Source organism: Ectobacillus sp. JY-23, from assembly GCF_023022965.1.
GTDB lineage: Bacteria > Bacillota > Bacilli > Bacillales > Bacillaceae_G > Ectobacillus.
Map to the genome: position 1 here is coordinate 3,685,436 of NZ_CP095462.1, position 16,405 is coordinate 3,701,840.

General features: G+C 42.2%; 21 protein-coding genes and 2 pseudogenes. 17 read left to right on the top strand and 6 right to left on the bottom strand.

The annotated features are described in order from the left end of the window. Positions 1–35 precede the first annotated feature (35 nt). Complete coding sequence (locus tag MUG87_RS18630; protein ID WP_247084151.1) at positions 36–503, top strand: DUF4367 domain-containing protein; 468 nt, start codon at positions 36–38, stop codon at positions 501–503. A 157-nt stretch (positions 504–660) separates the two neighbouring features. On the opposite strand, the gene MUG87_RS18635 is transcribed toward MUG87_RS18630, so the two are convergent. The 3 genes from MUG87_RS18635 to MUG87_RS18645 all read right to left on the bottom strand — a co-directional run bounded on the left by MUG87_RS18635 (position 661) and on the right by MUG87_RS18645 (position 3,498). After that, positions 661–1,092, bottom strand: coding sequence for a DUF3888 domain-containing protein (locus MUG87_RS18635; RefSeq protein WP_247084152.1), 432 nt, complete (start codon positions 1,090–1,092; stop codon positions 661–663). Positions 1,093–1,675: 583 nt separating this feature from the next. Then, a protein-coding gene (locus MUG87_RS18640; RefSeq protein WP_247084153.1) for an IS3 family transposase occupies positions 1,676–2,787 on the bottom strand; the annotation gives its coding sequence in 2 pieces (ribosomal slippage) (positions 1,676–2,541 and positions 2,541–2,787; 1,113 coding nt in all). A 273-nt stretch (positions 2,788–3,060) separates the two neighbouring features. Next, positions 3,061–3,498: a GyrI-like domain-containing protein gene (locus MUG87_RS18645; RefSeq protein ID WP_247084154.1), complete on the bottom strand. Its 438-nt coding sequence runs from the start codon at positions 3,496–3,498 to the stop codon at positions 3,061–3,063. A gap of 93 nt (positions 3,499–3,591) precedes the next feature. On the opposite strand from MUG87_RS18645, the gene MUG87_RS18650 reads away from it, so the two are divergent. From MUG87_RS18650 to MUG87_RS18675, 6 genes are all read left to right on the top strand, one after another. Then, positions 3,592–4,317, top strand: a complete 726-nt coding sequence (locus MUG87_RS18650; RefSeq protein WP_247084156.1) for a GyrI-like domain-containing protein — start codon at positions 3,592–3,594, stop codon at positions 4,315–4,317. A gap of 110 nt (positions 4,318–4,427) precedes the next feature. Next, positions 4,428–4,868: an Rrf2 family transcriptional regulator gene (locus MUG87_RS18655; RefSeq protein ID WP_247084157.1), complete on the top strand. Its 441-nt coding sequence runs from the start codon at positions 4,428–4,430 to the stop codon at positions 4,866–4,868. 61 nt (positions 4,869–4,929) lie between these two features. After that, positions 4,930–5,841 carry an NAD(P)/FAD-dependent oxidoreductase gene (locus MUG87_RS18660; protein WP_368042547.1) on the top strand — a complete coding sequence of 304 codons (912 nt, stop codon included), beginning with the start codon at positions 4,930–4,932 and terminating at the stop codon, positions 5,839–5,841. 16 nt (positions 5,842–5,857) lie between these two features. Further along, positions 5,858–6,454: a class I SAM-dependent DNA methyltransferase gene (locus tag MUG87_RS18665; RefSeq protein WP_247084158.1), complete on the top strand. Its 597-nt coding sequence runs from the start codon at positions 5,858–5,860 to the stop codon at positions 6,452–6,454. A 209-nt stretch (positions 6,455–6,663) separates the two neighbouring features. Beyond that, on the top strand, positions 6,664–7,401 hold the full coding sequence (locus tag MUG87_RS18670; RefSeq protein ID WP_247084159.1) for a hypothetical protein: 738 nt from the start codon (positions 6,664–6,666) through the stop codon (positions 7,399–7,401). Between the two features lie 57 nt (positions 7,402–7,458). Next, entirely contained in the window at positions 7,459–8,664 is a 1,206-nt protein-coding gene (locus tag MUG87_RS18675) for a hypothetical protein (protein ID WP_247084160.1), read from the top strand. 356 nt (positions 8,665–9,020) lie between these two features. Here the strand turns inward: MUG87_RS18675 and MUG87_RS18680 are convergent, their stop codons facing one another. After that, positions 9,021–10,073, bottom strand: coding sequence for a serine hydrolase domain-containing protein (locus MUG87_RS18680; protein WP_247084161.1), 1,053 nt, complete (start codon positions 10,071–10,073; stop codon positions 9,021–9,023). 99 nt (positions 10,074–10,172) lie between these two features. On the opposite strand from MUG87_RS18680, the gene MUG87_RS18685 reads away from it, so the two are divergent. Continuing rightward, entirely contained in the window at positions 10,173–11,039 is an 867-nt protein-coding gene (locus MUG87_RS18685) for a MerR family transcriptional regulator (protein WP_247084162.1), read from the top strand. Between the two features lie 127 nt (positions 11,040–11,166). Here the strand turns inward: MUG87_RS18685 and MUG87_RS18690 are convergent, their stop codons facing one another. Continuing rightward, entirely contained in the window at positions 11,167–11,313 is a 147-nt protein-coding gene (locus MUG87_RS18690) for a hypothetical protein (protein ID WP_247084163.1), read from the bottom strand. A 330-nt stretch (positions 11,314–11,643) separates the two neighbouring features. On the opposite strand from MUG87_RS18690, the pseudogene MUG87_RS18695 reads away from it, so the two are divergent. The 4 genes and pseudogenes from MUG87_RS18695 to MUG87_RS18710 all read left to right on the top strand — a co-directional run. Further along, positions 11,644–12,126, top strand: a pseudogene (locus MUG87_RS18695) (tetratricopeptide repeat protein); the annotation flags it as partial. After that, positions 12,127–12,582: a GNAT family N-acetyltransferase gene (locus tag MUG87_RS18700; protein WP_124566070.1), complete on the top strand. Its 456-nt coding sequence runs from the start codon at positions 12,127–12,129 to the stop codon at positions 12,580–12,582. 7 nt (positions 12,583–12,589) lie between these two features. After that, positions 12,590–13,069: a GNAT family N-acetyltransferase gene (locus MUG87_RS18705; protein WP_247084164.1), complete on the top strand. Its 480-nt coding sequence runs from the start codon at positions 12,590–12,592 to the stop codon at positions 13,067–13,069. Next, positions 13,057–13,149: pseudogene (locus MUG87_RS18710) on the top strand (GNAT family N-acetyltransferase); the annotation flags it as partial. The gene MUG87_RS18705 and the pseudogene MUG87_RS18710, both read left to right, overlap by 13 nt. 4 nt (positions 13,150–13,153) lie before the next feature. Here MUG87_RS18710 and MUG87_RS18715 read toward each other — a convergent pair. Next, positions 13,154–13,471, bottom strand: coding sequence for a CHY zinc finger protein (locus MUG87_RS18715; protein ID WP_247084165.1), 318 nt, complete (start codon positions 13,469–13,471; stop codon positions 13,154–13,156). Positions 13,472–13,519: 48 nt separating this feature from the next. Here MUG87_RS18715 and MUG87_RS18720 point away from each other — a divergent pair, with 48 nt between their 5' ends. The 5 genes from MUG87_RS18720 to MUG87_RS18740 all read left to right on the top strand — a co-directional run bounded on the left by MUG87_RS18720 (position 13,520) and on the right by MUG87_RS18740 (position 16,391). Continuing rightward, on the top strand, positions 13,520–13,855 hold the full coding sequence (locus tag MUG87_RS18720; RefSeq protein ID WP_124566063.1) for a hypothetical protein: 336 nt from the start codon (positions 13,520–13,522) through the stop codon (positions 13,853–13,855). 124 nt (positions 13,856–13,979) lie between these two features. Next, positions 13,980–14,231 carry a hypothetical protein gene (locus tag MUG87_RS18725; RefSeq protein ID WP_247084166.1) on the top strand — a complete coding sequence of 84 codons (252 nt, stop codon included), beginning with the start codon at positions 13,980–13,982 and terminating at the stop codon, positions 14,229–14,231. A 285-nt stretch (positions 14,232–14,516) separates the two neighbouring features. Then, entirely contained in the window at positions 14,517–14,939 is a 423-nt protein-coding gene (locus MUG87_RS18730; protein ID WP_247084167.1) for a MarR family winged helix-turn-helix transcriptional regulator, read from the top strand. 115 nt (positions 14,940–15,054) lie between these two features. Beyond that, positions 15,055–15,969 carry an SDR family oxidoreductase gene (locus MUG87_RS18735; RefSeq protein ID WP_247084169.1) on the top strand — a complete coding sequence of 305 codons (915 nt, stop codon included), beginning with the start codon at positions 15,055–15,057 and terminating at the stop codon, positions 15,967–15,969. A gap of 2 nt (positions 15,970–15,971) precedes the next feature. Continuing rightward, the gene (locus MUG87_RS18740) at positions 15,972–16,391 is read left to right on the top strand and encodes a DUF6069 family protein (RefSeq protein ID WP_247084171.1); all 420 of its coding nucleotides are present in this window, start codon (positions 15,972–15,974) and stop codon (positions 16,389–16,391) included. Positions 16,392–16,405: the final 14 nt, after the last annotated feature.

Sequence of the window (16,405 nt, forward strand, 5' to 3'; positions counted from 1 at the left end):
GAAGTGATAAATATTTCCAATTAGGGGGAGTTGCTTTGAAGAAAGTCCTTGTCGCGTTTCTGCTTGCTTCTTCTCTTATCGTTGCTTGTAGTAAAGGGAACAATGACCTCCAAAATTTTGACAAAACAAAACTCGTTTCAGAAGTAAAAAAGGCAGAATTCCAACCCAAATTACCAACTCAAATGCCTTTTCAAGTTAAGAGTACAGATGTAAGTTCTTTAGGAACACAGAAAAATGTGATGACGATTATGTTTGTAGGTGAAGGTGGCGAGCAAATGGGGCTCCAAATTGTAAAGGGCAATGTGGAATACGCGGATGATTTGAAGCGCGAAACAATAAAAATCGGCTCCAAAGAAGGGTACTATGTAAAAAATGATGCGGGCGCACAAATGTTGAATTGGAAAGACAACGGTATTTCCTATGACTTAACCTATTTTTCTAAGCAGTCCAAAAAGGAAATCAGCAAGGAACAACTCATTGGAGTAGCAGAATCATTCAAATGAATGTAAAAGTCAAAAGGGATTGGTTATTTTGCCAATTCCTTTTGACTTTTATGTGCAATACGACTGCGATTTAGGGTGTAATTTGAAATGCAAAATACCATACTAATTCACTTTTTCTCCCTCAAAAGAGAACCCGTTAACAAAATTCCTACCCTTTTTAATTTTTCCTTAGAATGTGCTGCAAATGCGGTGGGAAATTCTTTTCAGTTTTTAAATGTGTGAATCTAATTATTTTAAAGGTACTGCTATCAATATAAAACACAAATTCATCAAGACCGACATCAATATGAGCCCCTACTACTGGACTTACACGCACAGTTAATAGAAATTGGAATGTTCGTCCTTCCCCTATTCGCTTTGCTTCTCTTACAGTAATTTCATATGGGTAGACTACAGGATCAACCGTTAGTATAGTTTTATAAAATTCGTTCATTTTCTGTTGAATGGTAGGGTGAAGAAGACTGATAAAAATATCTTGGTACAGTTCCTCTTTTGAGCCCCCTACTGGAAAAGTTGTATTTGCAGCACAAGTATTAGAATAGAGAATAAAATTACATGAAATTGCTAGTGTAATGAACGCTTTTTTCACTGTATTCACCCTAATCATTTTTGTACTTTATTATCTGCGCAATTATGAGCTTCTATTAATTAAACTGTCAATCTGGATCGTCAACACTAATGAGTTGAGCCCCCTTTGTAAACAAAATCTTAGAATACATACGGAAGGCCTCGGGTGTCAGAGGTCTTTTTCATTCTGCATTTATGAATTTTGTCCAATTAAATGTTAGCCTATCCAGACACCAAAACGAAAATTTTGGGGTAGTTTACTTTCATTAGATGAATAACTGGGGGTAGCGTCACATGCCCATCAAGCCAACGGTGAGAAACTCTAGCTACACCTTGATTTTTGTACTGTAACTAATGAGTTTTGGAAAAATAAACATGCCAAATAAACCTATGAAAATGTGATTTTTTCGCTAGGCAGCTTGTCTTTTATTCACCGTCGTTTCATAGACAACACCAAGAATATCGAAGACAGTCATTTTTTTGTAACGATGACATTTACGACCATGCTTTTTAAGCAATTGATAGAGGCGATGTGATATTAAGTAAAGAGAGTAGACACAGATATTTTACAATTATGCAGCATTTTTAGAGTACATACGTTCGTATTAAGATGGAGAACGATACCCCAAGGTCGAGTGAATACGTTGGTTATTGTAAAATATTTCTATATACTCAAAGAGCTGTTGTTTCGCTTCCTCACGTGTCGCAAACTTCGTCTGGTAGACGAGCTCTCGCTTGAGAATCCCGTGAAAGGACTCGATGCAGGCATTGTCGTAACAGTTGCCCTTGCGGCTCATACTGCCTTGCATCCCGTATTGAGCCAGGCGCTTTTGATATTCCAGCGAGGCATATTGGCTTCCTCTGTCGCTGTGATGGAGCACCGAACCCTTCGGTTTTTGTCGCATGTGGGCTTGTTCCAGCGCCTTCAGGACGAGCTCTTTTGTCATGCGGTCACTCATATGCCAGCCAACGATTTTGCGCGAGTATAAGTCCATGAGCGTCGCGAGGTAGAGCCACCCCTCATCTGTCGGGATGTAGGTGATGTCCGCTACCCACTTCTCATTGGGCTTAGTCGCGACGAACGACTGATCCAGCACATTTTCCTGCACAGGGTGGTTATGCTTACTGTTCGTCGTCGCTTTGTACTTTTTTACAGTGCGAGACTTCAGCCCTTCTGCTTTCATGATGCGCGCCACCGTGCGTTGCGAAATGCTGACGCCCTCTTGGTTCAGCTTCTTGGCCACTTTTGGGCTGCCGTAGAGCTGGTGTGAACGAAGGAACACTTCCTTCACCTGCACGGTCCATTCTTTGCGTTGCTTGTCACGCTGGCTTTCGTCTCTGTCGCGCCACTTGTAGTATCCACTTCGAGATACATGTAACACCTTGCACATCTTCTCCAATCGGTACTCGAAGCGGTGTTCATGAATGAACTGGTACCTTACCGATGGTCTCTCGCGAAGAAGTGCATCGCCTTTTTTAGGATGGCGTTCTCCTCCTCCAAATCCTTGATGCGCTTTCTCATCTCCCGCAGTTCATGTTCTTCGGAGGAAAACACCTGAAGGCTCTGAATCTCTGGTTCCTTGGTATATTTCTTTTTCCAGCCATGCAGGGTATCCACGCTGATCTTCAGTTCCCGGGCCACTTGGGCTACACTCTTCCCCTCCGAAACCAGGTACTGCACCGTTTGTTTCTTAAAGTCTTCATCATATCGTTTCATGTAGACACCTTATCCTCAATTTCTCTCTTATTATAATCTGTGTCTACACTCTAGTCTAACATCAATGCTACTAGCAATTGGATGGTGCGAGCTGTGACAGCTACCTTGCCGACCGAAGCGCGCTTCCCCAAAATTTCACAGGCTTGAGGGCCACAGGTACAAAAGGGATATGTGTTGACATATCCTTTTTGTACTATCCACGTGTTATTGTAAAGCAAGCACCTAATAGTGGAGCAATCCATTATAATGATCAGTATTGTAAGGCGCCGTATACTAGAGAATCTTATAGTATAAATCATATCCTTCAGCTTCGTTTTCGGGTGTATACTGTATCTTAAAATCTTCTTTATCTAGTGTATATCCCTTCTTGTTCGCCCATTCCATCATATCCTGAAAGGCACCGGCTATTTCTGTTATAGGTCCAGCATATTTCATAGAAATGTAGCGCTGAGTGGGAATGGTGACGCCTTCTAGACCAGCAGGGATGGATGCCAATCTTTCTACCTCAACACCCACCAGCTGTGTGAAAATGCCATGCCGAAGATGGAGACAAATATCTAGTATGTAAGGCGATGTACGATGGGAGATTTCTTCGCGTCTTTCCATTACTTCCCTCCAAGCCTTTGGCATCTCGGTACCAAGCCGCTTCCAATTCCCTTGTACTTTTTTCCCAACCACATATAAGGCTGGCAGGCTTTTGATTTCGATCATGTTCCTCAACCTTTCCGCATTTGCAGTATTCTTTTTTATCATACTATGATATCTTGACAATACCTGTCATATTTTAAAAAATGGAGGTGTGTTATGAGCAAGACGAATCGGCTGCTTGCTGTTATGGAACGAGTGCGTTTGAAACGCAGTTTTACCGTACAAGAACTTGCTGACGAGTTTCAAGTATCTTATCGAACCATGTTACGTTACTTAGAGGAACTGAGTACGCTTGGTGTACCGCTATATGCAATACCAGGCCGAAAAGGCGGCTTTCGGATGTTAGAAAAAAGCCATTCTACTTATCCTGCAGAAATAGTTCATCTTCCTCGGCGCACTTATATCGGCTATTGTTTCCAAGCACCTTATACAGCGAAAGCAGAAACAGAGCTTTTGGCTCCGAGACTGTGGATGCAATTGTTGTTAGAAGCGCCGCATCTTCCCGGCATTAAGCTGCCTCTTGTGAAAACCGCCTTGGCATTGTTTGAAAGGGATTCTTTCTTGTATTATGTGACCGTAGAAGCTACAAGTGCCACTGTGATTGCCAACAACATGACTGCACTATCTTTGCCAGCAGGATGTTATGTGAAAAAGAGCCATATGCTCGGTCTAGAGCTGGCAGAAGTTACGAAAACCTATGAGGAGATTTTTGCATGGGCACGTCAGCATAATAGGGAAGTACAATCCAAACAATTTTGTATGGAGATATATGGAGAGAACTTCAACCCAAAGGGACAAGCTGCTAATTTTGATATTTATGTTCCCGTAATGGAATCACAAAATGTGGATAGTGCTTCGTTTGTGGAGGCGCTACAGCAGTAGAAAAGCTTTGTGCGATGTGTCGTGCAAGGCTTTTTGTTGTGTGTGATTGACACTGTGGTTGTATTATGGATATTATAGAGTTGTTTAGTCTATAATTAGGAGGTAAACAAGTGAAGTATTCAAAAGCAACAAACTATGCTCTGCATACGATTGTGTATTTGGCGCTATTACCGAGCGGCAAAACAATCGGGGTAAAGCCGCTAGCAGAAGTGCAAAAGGTATCGCCAACCTATCTGTCCAAGGTACTGACTAATTTGGTTAAGGCGGGCTTCATTGAGTCGAGCACGGGAGTCAAGGGTGGATATACATTGGTGAAAGATGTTCGGGACATCACCTTTTTGGATGTGATACATGCGATTGAGGGAACGGCCTTTTCCTTTCACTGCAGTCTTGAGAATGCAGTGCATGATAAACACAATTGCTTTATCGGTCACGTAATGAATGAAGCAGAACGTAAAAAGGAAGAATATTTACGGGCACAAACAATTGCAAATGTGCTACGGCAAGTGGATCAAGAGATCGTAGATTATATCATGAATGCAGCAAACTAATTTTTTTGGATTAATTATAGATTGTAAATATCTTTAATATCTGTAAAAGGAGTGAAGTATCATGCTGGAATGCGCAATTATCGGCGGCGGGCCTGCGGGATTAAACGCGGCACTGGTGTTGGGGCGAGCGAGACGAAGGGTGATGTTGTTTGATAACAAGAAGCCACGTAACAGGGTGACCCGCCATTCATACGGTTTTCTCACAAGAGACGGCGTCACACCAAGCGAGTTTAGAGATATGGCACACCGCGATATTAAAAAATATCCGTCAGTAACGATAAAAACGGCTGAAGTGCTGGAAGTGAAACGGGAAGATGACGGGACGTTCCGGATTATGACTATCGAAGGAGAATCACATAGCAGTAAAAAAATCCTCATTGCGACGGGGCTAAAAGAAGAGCTGCCAGATGTAACGGGAATACGGGACTATTATGGAACAAGCATCTTTAGCTGTCCGTATTGCGATGGCTGGGAGCTGCGCGATCAGCCGTTAGCATTGCTTGCAGGGCACGGGACGACGTTTCATCTTGCTCAAACGATGTATCAGTGGAGCAAGGACATCGTTGTTTGTACGAACGGTAAAGAGCTTCTGTCAAAAGAAGAACTACAGGTACTTGGGAGAAAAGGCATCCGCATTAACGAGCTGCCTATTTTGCATTTGGTCGGTACAGACGGCAAGCTGGAGCGGATTGTGTTTGCCGACGGCACGTCATTGGAGCGAGCAGGTGGCTTTGCGACTACGCTGCTTACACAATCGAACGATTTGGCGGTTTCGCTTGGCTGTAAATTGAACAAACCAGGCGGCATCATCGTCGAGCAATTAGGGCAGACGAGTGTACAGGGTGTATATGCCGCAGGCGACGTGTCTTTGGCCGGGCCGGCACAATTAATTATCGCCGCCAGTCAAGGCATGCATGCTGCGATTGGTGTGAACCATGATCTGACGATGGAGGAGTTTGAAGCACAAGAATAGGGAAGCAGGGGGAAATATGGCATATAACGTGTTTGAACAGCTGGCAAATAGGTATGATACAAAAGAACGAATTGAATTGGCGCAAGTGATAGTGAAGGAAATACGACGTGAATTACGAAACAGCGAATCGAAATCCTTACTAGATTATGGGAGTGGCACAGGTCTAATCAGCTTGGCATTATGGGATGTGGTGGACTCTGTTTTGCTGGTGGATTCATCCAAACAAATGCTGGAGGTGGCGCAAGCTAAAATCGACCACAAAGAAATTGCCAACGCGCAAGTGCTGCATGCGGATTTTGCGCAAGAAACGCCTACATGTAAGGCGGACATCATTTTACTGTCACTCGTCCTTCTTCATATTTCCGGTACAAAGAGCATGTTACAAACATTGTTTGGCATTTTAAATCGCGGCGGCAAACTGATGATTGTGGATTTCGACAAAAACGATGCCGTGTATCACCCCAGCGTTCATAACGGTTTTTCGCAGGAAGAACTGAAAAAAACACTATCCGAAGTGGGATTTACATGTATCGAAATCAGGACATTCCATCATGGAAACCGTATTTTCATGAATCAAGATGCCTCGCTGTTTGTAGCCAGCGGTATAAAGTAATATCTTGTTTCTTTGCAGGTACTCGCCATGATTGAAGGTTTAACATAAATTTTCAGGTAAAATGTAGTGAAATTTCAAATTTTTATAAATAAAATTAAAGGTTTGTGTTTACTAAAAAGTTATTTAATGGTAAATTAACTAATGTTATCCTTTTGGAGTGTAATAGCTTAATATTTTGGATGATAAATTAGTATTGTAGGAGGCTTTATATGAAAAAATTACGTGCTTTAGCTCTAACGGTTGGCGTAGTGACTTCAGTTGCGGCGCTACCGACTTCTTCGCTTGCCGCAAGTAATAACTTACCTTACATTAATGAGATTAAGAAGCTACAGCCAGGTGTAAGTCAGGCGGAGCTTATCTCAAGTATCAACGAAATAGCTAAAAACACAGGAAATACAAAAGAGCAAATTGCCAAGCAGATTTTACAAGAATTAAAGAAGAATGACGCTAAAGGAATTGAAGAGTCACGTAAGGGGATACGTGCCCAAGGCGGGGGTGGTGGTACTGTTCCAGTAGGACCTAGTAGTGTGGGGAATATTTTTTACACAGCTTCTCAAACCGCTTATTTAAATCATGGTCATGTCGGAATGTATTCTTCTAAAGAGAAAATAGTTGAATCTGTACCAGGAGATGGTGTTCGTACTAAGACTGCAAAAGAAAGAAAAGTTGATAAAGGTGATGCGGTTATAAAGTCTGTTAATACATCTTCAACCAACAAACAAAATGCAGCCAAATGGGCTTTAGGTCGTGTAGGTGTAGATTCCTATTCCTATAATTTTGCCACCAATCGTCATACGTCACATTATGGTGCTAAAAATTGCTCTAAGCTTATATGGTCAGCGTATCAACTCAATGGCAAGCTGGACTTAGATGTTGATGGTGGCGCAGGTGTGTATCCACGAGATGTTCGTGATGCAAAACAAACTTCAGTAGTACGCAAGATATAATTGTAAAGAAGTGCAGCTGTTACTGCTGTGCTTCTTTACTTATTAGGAGAGAGACATATGAAAAAACGATATATCGTATTTGTTGCAGCACTCATCTTACTAGCTGTCCTATCATATATTTTCTTTTTTAGTAAGCGGGGACTTACTATTCTATCAGAAGCAGACATTGGACATCCAAGTTTTTTACAAGATAAACAAGCAGTCGTTTATCTTTCAACGACTGCTGACCAAGATATGGACGGGAAGGGCTTTAGTTATGCAATTTTTATAGATAGAAAGGGAAGAGCAGCGGGATATCAGATGAAAGGATTGGAATCGGGCAATATCAACATATCAGATGATAAAAAGCAGTTATTGCTTGAAACCAAAGACAGCATCCGACTTATTGGAAAGAAAGCCGCTACTTACAAGACAAAGTATCAGCATACCGGGGAATATAACACTTATTTGCCAAAAGAGCAGCGCTTTGTGAATATCTACAACTCAGGTTTTGACAAGAAGAACGGCGGTTATAACTCCAACGTCATTCATATTGATAGAAAAGGTATTCATACGGCCAATATACCGCATTATCTAATGAGTGAGGGGAAAGACGGAGAGAAGGTTGTTATCATAGGAAATGAGCAGGAGAACGACACATATATCATGAGATCAATCACATTTGCTGGTACAAGTATGTCAATGACTGATCCGGTAGTATTAAATCTGCCAAAAACCATGACTTATTCAAGTGTATCGTCTATTGTAAGTGATGCAAAATACCACTATCAAGTGATTGCCGGAATAGGGGAAGAAGAAACAGAAATGACGTATGTGCTTCGGATAGATAAAGAAACAGCTGAAGTCGATTTAACACCTATTTATGAGAAAGCAAGAAGTTTTGAGGATGCGATTGCTATAATTCCTTTTGACACAGAGCGTTCCGCATATTTATATGAAGACAAATTATACTACATAGATGGTCTCGGTGATATGATTACGTTTGATACAAAAACGAAAGCCGTTAGCAGAAAGTTTAAAATTGATTATCATGTGACAGACGGCGTCCGTTTTCATGAACAAAGTTATTTTGAAAAAGATCGTCTGTACGTGCTTCGTCATGATTTTGACCGCAAACACAAATATTATATAGAGGAATACAGTCTACATAATGGAGAAAAAGTGAAGGAAACAGATGTTATAGGTATGGACAAGCTATTGAAGTCAGTGCCATGGGGCAAGAAAATTTATTCTTATGACTTTATTATGTTACAAAAAGAGTAATGGGTGCCATAAAGTACCCTCAAGGCATGTATTTTGATCGTACATATAGTAGAATAGGAGTGGAATTTTATGTACGCAAACAAGCGTGAGCTTGGGAAGGGGCTGGTGAACAACGGAATTTTGGGTGGTATTTCGGTCATGTTACTTGGTATCATGGTATTGGTTTACGTATTGCTATAATCGTTACACAATACGGGCTAAACAAAGACTGTTTTGCGGGAATGGTTCAATAAAAAGGTCAAAAAGACAATGTAAAGCATCTTTTTCCGAACCGATGCAATCGCCGCCAGTCAAGGTCTGCATGAATCATAACCTGACATTTTGAAGCGCAAGAATAGACTGCCAGGCCAGGCAGTCTATTTTCCTATTTCCTTTTTGGCGAGATGGTGTATGCTTCTTGCTTTTGCATAGGTCTCTTCTTTTGAAAACTGACGATATAAAAATACCTGTAGTGGTGTCGTGCCTGTGTTGTTCATCATAGCAACGACCAACTTATTTGCTCTATCAACAATAATGAACTGTCCACCTGCGCCTACCGCCCATTGTAGCTTGTTGTTATCCTCTAGCCACCAAAGATAGCCGTATCCTGTGAACTGATCGACATCTTCAATGGTGGAATAGGCAGTAAAGCTTTTATCAATCCAGGTTTTTGGAATAATTTGCTTACCATTCCAGACGCCATCGTTGGCATATAATGCGCCAAAACGCGCCAAATCCTCTGCACACATATAAAATCTGTACATCGGAATGGAGGTATCTTCAGCTGTGTTGTACACAACATTTTCTGGACGAAATTGCTTCATGTGGGTAGGTTTCGCAATCCATTCATAAAATGCTTCACCGATGGACAGACCTGTCTCTTGCTCGAAAATGACACCGAGCACATTAAAGTCCCAATTGTTGTAGTAATAATGTTCATTTGGCTGATAAGACCCGCGCTTTGGACGTAACTCTTTCATTTGTTGAGACTCACCGATCGACGGCAGGTATACACCTGAGCGTGCCTTCAATAAATCTTCGATTGTGGCGGACTTTTCGGTTTCAGTCAACGGATTGACAGTATCGTTAATGCGTAATTCACCTAGTGTTTGCTGCAGATTGACCAATTGCTTGTCCTCTGCAATTCCGAACAAGGCACTAATCAAGCTTTTACGAACGGAGGCTACGTTAGATATTGTGTCAGTTTCTCCCCATTCTGCTAGCAGTTTGTCACCTTCTAACATTACCACTGCATCCGCTTCGCCCTTTTTCATTTCTTCGTTAAGTGTTTTCTGTAACGCGGCTGATGCCTGCGGTGAACGCGTGAACGGTTGATAAAAGTCATTTGTTTCAGATGTAGTGAAGGGAATACTAAAGTACCCCAAGATGGCGATACATAGGATACAAGTCAGTATAATGATTTTTTTCATAATAATGTAACCTCCTGATATGATACTAGTATGTATCATAAAGGTTCAAGTTACTTGAAGGTCAATATACTATAATAAAATAAGATTAAGGAGATTCCAATGAACAACAGTTATACCATAGGAGAAATGGCCAAGCTGTGCGGTGTAGCACCATCTGCGCTGCGATATTACGATTCGGTTGGGCTTATCACACCGAGACAAGACAGTTCTAATCATTACCGATATTATACGTATCAAGATGTTGCGAAGGTCCGCATTATTCAAAATTTGCGGGAGCTTCGTTTTTCTATTGAAGACATTGTCGACATGCTCGGAGAAAACGATGTGGACCATCAACTAGCTCTCATGGAAAAGAAGCGGGCGGAGATAGAAGAGGAGGTGAAGGCGCTACAAACCTCCCTACAGGTGCTGACAAACAGAATTGCAGGCATACGCAGTGCGATGGAACAAGAAAAGTCTTTCTTTTCAGCGCAAATGAAACAGCTTCCAGATAGGCGTGTGTTATCCCTTCGCAAGAAAAGTCATGCCGCTAATTTGGAATCCTATACTCTCTACTTTAATGAATTAATAAGTCTGGCGAAAAAGTATGACATTGTCATCCCTTCTCATTTTATGATAATTCACCATCATATCGATGTGAATCAACCATGGCGTTTTATAGCTGAAGCAGAAAAGGACATTGAAGTATGCTTGCCGCTCGATCATACTGAGAAGTTAGAAGCGGAGCGCGTAATCGATGGGGGACTGTATATGACCATGCTTGTAAAAGGCATGGCCGGTAAAGAACGTTTTCAAGATATTATGCAGTTTGTGCAAGTCTGGCTAACCGAACATGGCTACCGAGCAGCTGGTCCGATTACGGATGTTCTTCTTACAGATATGAGCCAATTGCAGCCGGAGAGGCTTCCAGAGCAAGTAAGGGCGGAAATGCAGATTAGACTGGTAAAGCAGCAGAGCAATATATGAAGGAAAAAGAATGGCTGCCGTTAATGGAGAGCTCATTTTTGCATGTGGCATATAATATAGAAAGGATTATTCACTCAGCACATGGTGTAAAGGAAGGTCTCTATATAAAGGAAATAATCATGCAAGTCTACGATTGCTGCAGCAGTTTCAATCGGTATTGCTGTTTTTCAAATTTTACTTTTTGTAGGGTTTCCTCTTGCAGCATATAGCTGGGGCGGTAAATACGACGGCGTGCTTGCAAAGAACATGCGAGTGATGAGCTTACTGTCTGCATTTGTGTTACTCCTGATGAGCTTTGTCTTTCTCATACATATAAGAATCATAATGCTAGGTTTTAATGTTAGAACAGATATGATTCTAATGGTTATAACGGTATTGATGGGGCTCAATACTGTAGGCAATTTTGTTTCAACAAGCAAAAAAGAAAGATTGGTCATGACCCCTTTAGCAGCCATAAATTTTTTTGGATGTTGACTTATATTCCTAGCTTCTAAGTGAGATGATGTATACGAATGAGAGGTGCCGTGCTGCACTTCTTTTTTGTATTTCAAGAAAGTTCTGATATGGTGTATGATGGAAAAAGAGACAGATGGGAGGATGAACAATGCGCGAGGAATTGAAGCAAGCTATGAAACTACGTGAAGACGGGAAGCTAAAGGAAGCGAATGCGTTGTGCTTGCAGTTGGTCAACCGATATCCAAATGATCCGGATGTGCACTATCAATGCGCGTGGAGCTTTGATGTGCTAGGGGAGGAAGTAGCGGCGGTACCGTATTATGAAAAAGCGATTGCACTTGGCCTTCCTGATAAGGAGCTAGCAGGGGCTTACTTAGGTCTTGGCAGTACATATCGAACGCTAGGAAACTATGAAAAATCGAAAGAAACATTCCAAAAGGGAATGTCACGATTTCCAGAGAACCGGGCGCTTTCGGTGTTTTATGCAATGACCCTACATAATTTACATCAGCATGAGCAAGCCATGGAGATTCTGCTGCGTTGCATCGCTGATACGACAAATGATGCTGAGGTGCTGTCATATCAGCGCGCGATTCGTTTTTATGCCGGGCAGCTTGACCGTGTTTGGCGCGTGCGCATGCAGGTGGACGACTTGAGCGATGAACGCGTGCAGGCATTAATTATGAATCATCTCGAAAGTATGGCGCTACATTCACCGCCGGAAAGCAGGCATGCGCTGCATTTTGATGGTCTGCGTCAGCCGGATGTGACGTTTTGGAGTGCATGGGAGGGGGAAGAGCTTGTCGGGTGCGGTGCGCTGAAGGAACTGGGTGCAGCGCACGGCGAAATTAAGTCAATGAAAACAGATCCCCGTCATGTGCGAAAGGGCGTAGCGCGGCAGGTGCTTGCGCATATTATCGACGTAGCCAAAGAGCGCGGATACACAAGACTCAGCCTGGAAACAGGTTCGATGGCGGCGTTTGCCCCGGCGCGTAGGCTGTACGAAAGCTTTGGCTTTACCTACTGTGAGCCGTTTGCCCATTATAAGCATGACCCAAACAGTATGTTTATGACAAAGGAGCTATGAGAGGCATATGAAGACAATTTCACTAGCATTCTATCAACCACAATATGAAGAACAGCTTAAAGCTTTTTATTTGCCGCCGCATCAAAGTGATTTTACCGTTTTGCCGTATGAGGCCTTGCAGGTAAGTCAAGAAGATGAGGAGCGCCATCCTGTTGTGATTTTACAGGATGGTCAAGTAGCCGGTTTTTTTGTTCTCCACGGCTGGGGCGGTGTGCAATCATACAGCACCAATACAAGCGCCATGTTACTTCGTGCCTTTTCTGTGCATCCAAATTTTCAAGGACAAGGAATTGCGAGCGAGGCAATTCAAATATTGCCGAAGTTTGTGCGAGAGCATTTTCCTTGGTGCGATGAAATTGTACTCGGCGTGAACCACGCGAATGAGGCGGCGCAGCGTGTGTATGCGCGAAACGGCTTTGTCGATCAAGGTAACCGGGTAATGGGGCGCAAGGGTGAGCAGTATGTGATGCATATGGTTTTGAAGTAGAAGGTGTTTTGCGAAACGATAAGCGTTTGTCAGATGGAAACTACTACAACACGGTACTCATGGGACGACTGCGAAAGTAGTGTCTCACCGCGTTGCAAAATAGAGATGATAGTGCGTTTTACAGCCCTCATTGAATGCAGACTTACAGGTTGGACAATGCGTCACGCTTTGATATTCGTTGATGGTAAGCTCTGTTTGACAGGCGCCGCACAAAATCGCTTTCTCATGCCACTCTGCTTTTGGCCAAACCGCACGCGGGTGGTCTTCACAGGCATCGTGGCATTCGTAGCACGGATAATATTTGTCGCAGCACTTAAACCGAATGGCAATAATATCTTTTTCGGAATGATAGTGAACGCAGCGTGTTTCCTGATCAACAGTTGGTCCGTATACAGTAATCATATAAAAGCCTCCTTTTTATTTATTGTACAATATGTTAGGGGGGAAGAAATGAATTTTGTGTGGATAAGCATGAGTATATTTGGTTTGGTAAATCTTATTATCTATTTCATTTTACAGCGCGTAAAAGACGAGAAAGACCATGAGCTACCGCTGCGGTATAAGCTTCTCATACAGATGGGCTGTAGTTTTATATGTACCGTACCAATCTTGGCTATTTTTGCATTGTACTTCGGTGTGCTAACAGGGATGAACGCTCTATTTGGTCATTTGTTTGTCATCCAAAATAGTACGGCACTGCTTTGGGCAGTCGGAACGGTCCTGGGTTGGTTGTTAGTGAGCGAAGTGCTGGTGCAGCCTTTGTTACGAGTGGCGATGATGCTGTAGCGATCTATTATTTGCTGCTTTGGGTGCCCGGGATTGAAATGCGTAGTCTTGCGGTGCCGGCTATGATTGCGTTACTAACAGCGCCACTAGATGTCACAGTTGCATTCATTCAGAGGAGGAACAAATGATGGAGACCGTTTTACTATGTTTTATCGCTATGCTGCTTGTATATATTGTGCTATTGCAGAAAGAGCTGCAGCGCTTAAAGGAGAAAGTTCGGCAGCCATTGTCTGAGTCAGAGCAGCGCGCTCTTACAGAAAAGGTGAGAGAGCTACTTAGGCGCGGGGCGAACGTGGAGGCGGTAAAGTTCGTTCGCCAAGAAACAGGTATGGGACTTCTTGCGGCGAAGCAGTATGTCGATGCGGCGAAAGAGTAGCTTATAGTATAATGCAGGCATATCGTGGGGACTCATTGCAATTACGTATAGCTATGGAAGAAACGCTGATACAGCTGAAGCTCATGTATACAAACAGTGAGGCAATCATTATTTGATTGTCTAGCTCATAAAAGACAATACATTCGTAAGGGTTTTGGGATTAGGTGAGATCTTAAGCGGGAAGTGTCCAAACTCAAAGGTATATGACATACCTATTGACAAACACATAGTTTAGTTCTAAACTACGTGTATGCAGAATAAAACTTCATTTAGGAGGACTTGAGTATGCAGCCCGTTTCACGAGGAAGAGCAGTCGAAATTTGGTCGAGGATGATTAAGGTGGTTCATAAGGTGAGTCAAGCTGGAGGCGAGCATTTACGTAGGTGGGAGTTAACGCCGCCGCAGTTTGACTTAATTGTGCGCATTGGTTTTAAAGAAGGAATCACTCAGAAAGAATTAACAGATCAGATTTCAGTTACTAAGGGCAATATTTCACAGCTTATTAAAAAGCTAGAGGAGCAGGAGTATTTGTTTCGAAAAAAAGAAGGGGTGTATCATTTTTTATATTTGACGGAAAAGGGAAGAGATATATTTGGACATATTGTTCCTGAGCATGATACATTTATTGATATGCAATTTAAAGGGCTAACAACTGAGGAACAAGCCACGCTAAATCGGTTATTAAAAAAGCTCGATGAGTCTCTTTAAAAATTTTAACCTAATAGTTTAGTTCTAAACCATTAGGTTTTGAATATGGTCCATGCCTAAATGAAGAGTTTTGCTTACATGGTTTAGTTCTAAACTATAGATAGGAGGAATACAAATGAAACAGACACAAAAGGTTTTAGTAGTGGGAGCTACCGGTCACCTTGGAAGTAAAGTAGTGAACGAGTTGCTTCAGCAAGGAAAAAAAGTGCGAGTTTTAATTCGTGAGGGTACAGATGCGGCGGTGTTTCAAAACAGAGGAATTGAGGTGGTATATGGTGATCTAACCAAACCACATACACTATCACCCGCTGTAAAGGGAATGGATGCTTTAATTACAACTGCAATTGGTTATGCGCAGAGGAGAAAAGGAGATAGTCTAACTTCAGTTGATGACATTGGCAACAAGAACTTAATTGATGCAGCGAAGCAAGAGGGGTTACAGCTATTTGTATTTACGAGTATTTTGACTGCAGATAAAGCAGTGAATGTACCACATTTCTACCAGAAGAAACTGGTGGAAGATTATTTGGAAGCAAGTGCTGTACCTTTTATTTCACTTCGTCCTGGCGGTTTTTTAGATAGCCTTCTAAATGCGAAAGACATAGCGAATGGAAATATAAAGGCGATGGTAAGTAAGAACGCTATTGCAAGCACGGTTCTGGCAGATGACGTAGCTAAATATCTGGTTGCGGCACTCGACATACCGGAAGCTGTTGGAAAACGTATTGACATTGCCGCAGATCGTCCTGTCGGTCTTCAGGAAATCGCCATATTGATTTCCGAAATGATAGAGAAAAACGTGAATGTGAAAGCAATGCCGGCGTGGTTAACTGCGATCATAATGAATGTACTGGGTTTGTTTAATCCGATGATAAAAGGCTTGAAGCCTTCACTGGATTATGCAGCATCGGGACAATATGTCGCAGATACAACAATGCAAGCACGTTTATTTGGCGAGGTGCCAACAATAGAAGATTCGATTAAAAGATGGGTGCAACAACACGATGTATTAGGAAAAGGAGGCTTATAAATATGCATGATAAAATTGTAGGTAAGAAGCTGGTGTTAACGAGCTTAATCACTATTTTTGTGGCAGTAGTGATAAACACATTGGTGTATTGGATTGCGACTACATTAGGAGCCTTTCCGGATGACTTGATTATCGAAATGGCAAAGGCACCGATGACTTTGCCGCCAGTCATAGTAAGTACTATCGTTGGTATGCTAGGGGGGATTCTTGTATTTTGGGTGTTTTCGTTTATCTTCCGTCGCACATTTGTTAAAGTATTTCGTATTGTTGCGGTTATCGTATTGCTGTTGTCTTTTGTGACGCCATTTAGTGTTCCAGATGCTACTGTTGCATTCATCATAGCATTAAATGTGATGCATATTGTCGCCGGCATACTGGTCATTATTTTTATACCAAGTCATTCGATTCAGGAAGTCAAATAAAGAAAGGATATTTT

Excerpts from the sequence above, each read along its gene's own strand:
- MUG87_RS18725 (WP_247084166.1), top strand. The coding sequence starts at position 13,980 with ATGATGGAGACCGTTTTACTATGTTTTATCGCTATGCTGCTTGTATAT.
- MUG87_RS18670 (WP_247084159.1), top strand. The coding sequence starts at position 6,664 with ATGAAAAAATTACGTGCTTTAGCTCTAACGGTTGGCGTAGTGACTTCA.
- MUG87_RS18645 (WP_247084154.1), bottom strand. The coding sequence starts at position 3,498 with ATGATCGAAATCAAAAGCCTGCCAGCCTTATATGTGGTTGGGAAAAAA.
- MUG87_RS18660 (WP_368042547.1), top strand. The coding sequence starts at position 4,930 with ATGCTGGAATGCGCAATTATCGGCGGCGGGCCTGCGGGATTAAACGCG.
- MUG87_RS18720 (WP_124566063.1), top strand. The coding sequence starts at position 13,520 with ATGAATTTTGTGTGGATAAGCATGAGTATATTTGGTTTGGTAAATCTT.
- MUG87_RS18730 (WP_247084167.1), top strand. The coding sequence starts at position 14,517 with ATGCAGCCCGTTTCACGAGGAAGAGCAGTCGAAATTTGGTCGAGGATG.
- MUG87_RS18735 (WP_247084169.1), top strand. The coding sequence starts at position 15,055 with ATGAAACAGACACAAAAGGTTTTAGTAGTGGGAGCTACCGGTCACCTT.
- MUG87_RS18675 (WP_247084160.1), top strand. The coding sequence starts at position 7,459 with ATGAAAAAACGATATATCGTATTTGTTGCAGCACTCATCTTACTAGCT.
- MUG87_RS18690 (WP_247084163.1), bottom strand. The coding sequence starts at position 11,313 with ATGCAGACAGTAAGCTCATCACTCGCATGTTCTTTGCAAGCACGCCGT.
- MUG87_RS18680 (WP_247084161.1), bottom strand. The coding sequence starts at position 10,073 with ATGAAAAAAATCATTATACTGACTTGTATCCTATGTATCGCCATCTTG.
- MUG87_RS18685 (WP_247084162.1), top strand. The coding sequence starts at position 10,173 with ATGAACAACAGTTATACCATAGGAGAAATGGCCAAGCTGTGCGGTGTA.
- MUG87_RS18705 (WP_247084164.1), top strand. The coding sequence starts at position 12,590 with ATGAAGACAATTTCACTAGCATTCTATCAACCACAATATGAAGAACAG.
- MUG87_RS18650 (WP_247084156.1), top strand. The coding sequence starts at position 3,592 with ATGAGCAAGACGAATCGGCTGCTTGCTGTTATGGAACGAGTGCGTTTG.
- MUG87_RS18665 (WP_247084158.1), top strand. The coding sequence starts at position 5,858 with ATGGCATATAACGTGTTTGAACAGCTGGCAAATAGGTATGATACAAAA.
- MUG87_RS18715 (WP_247084165.1), bottom strand. The coding sequence starts at position 13,471 with ATGATTACTGTATACGGACCAACTGTTGATCAGGAAACACGCTGCGTT.
- MUG87_RS18740 (WP_247084171.1), top strand. The coding sequence starts at position 15,972 with ATGCATGATAAAATTGTAGGTAAGAAGCTGGTGTTAACGAGCTTAATC.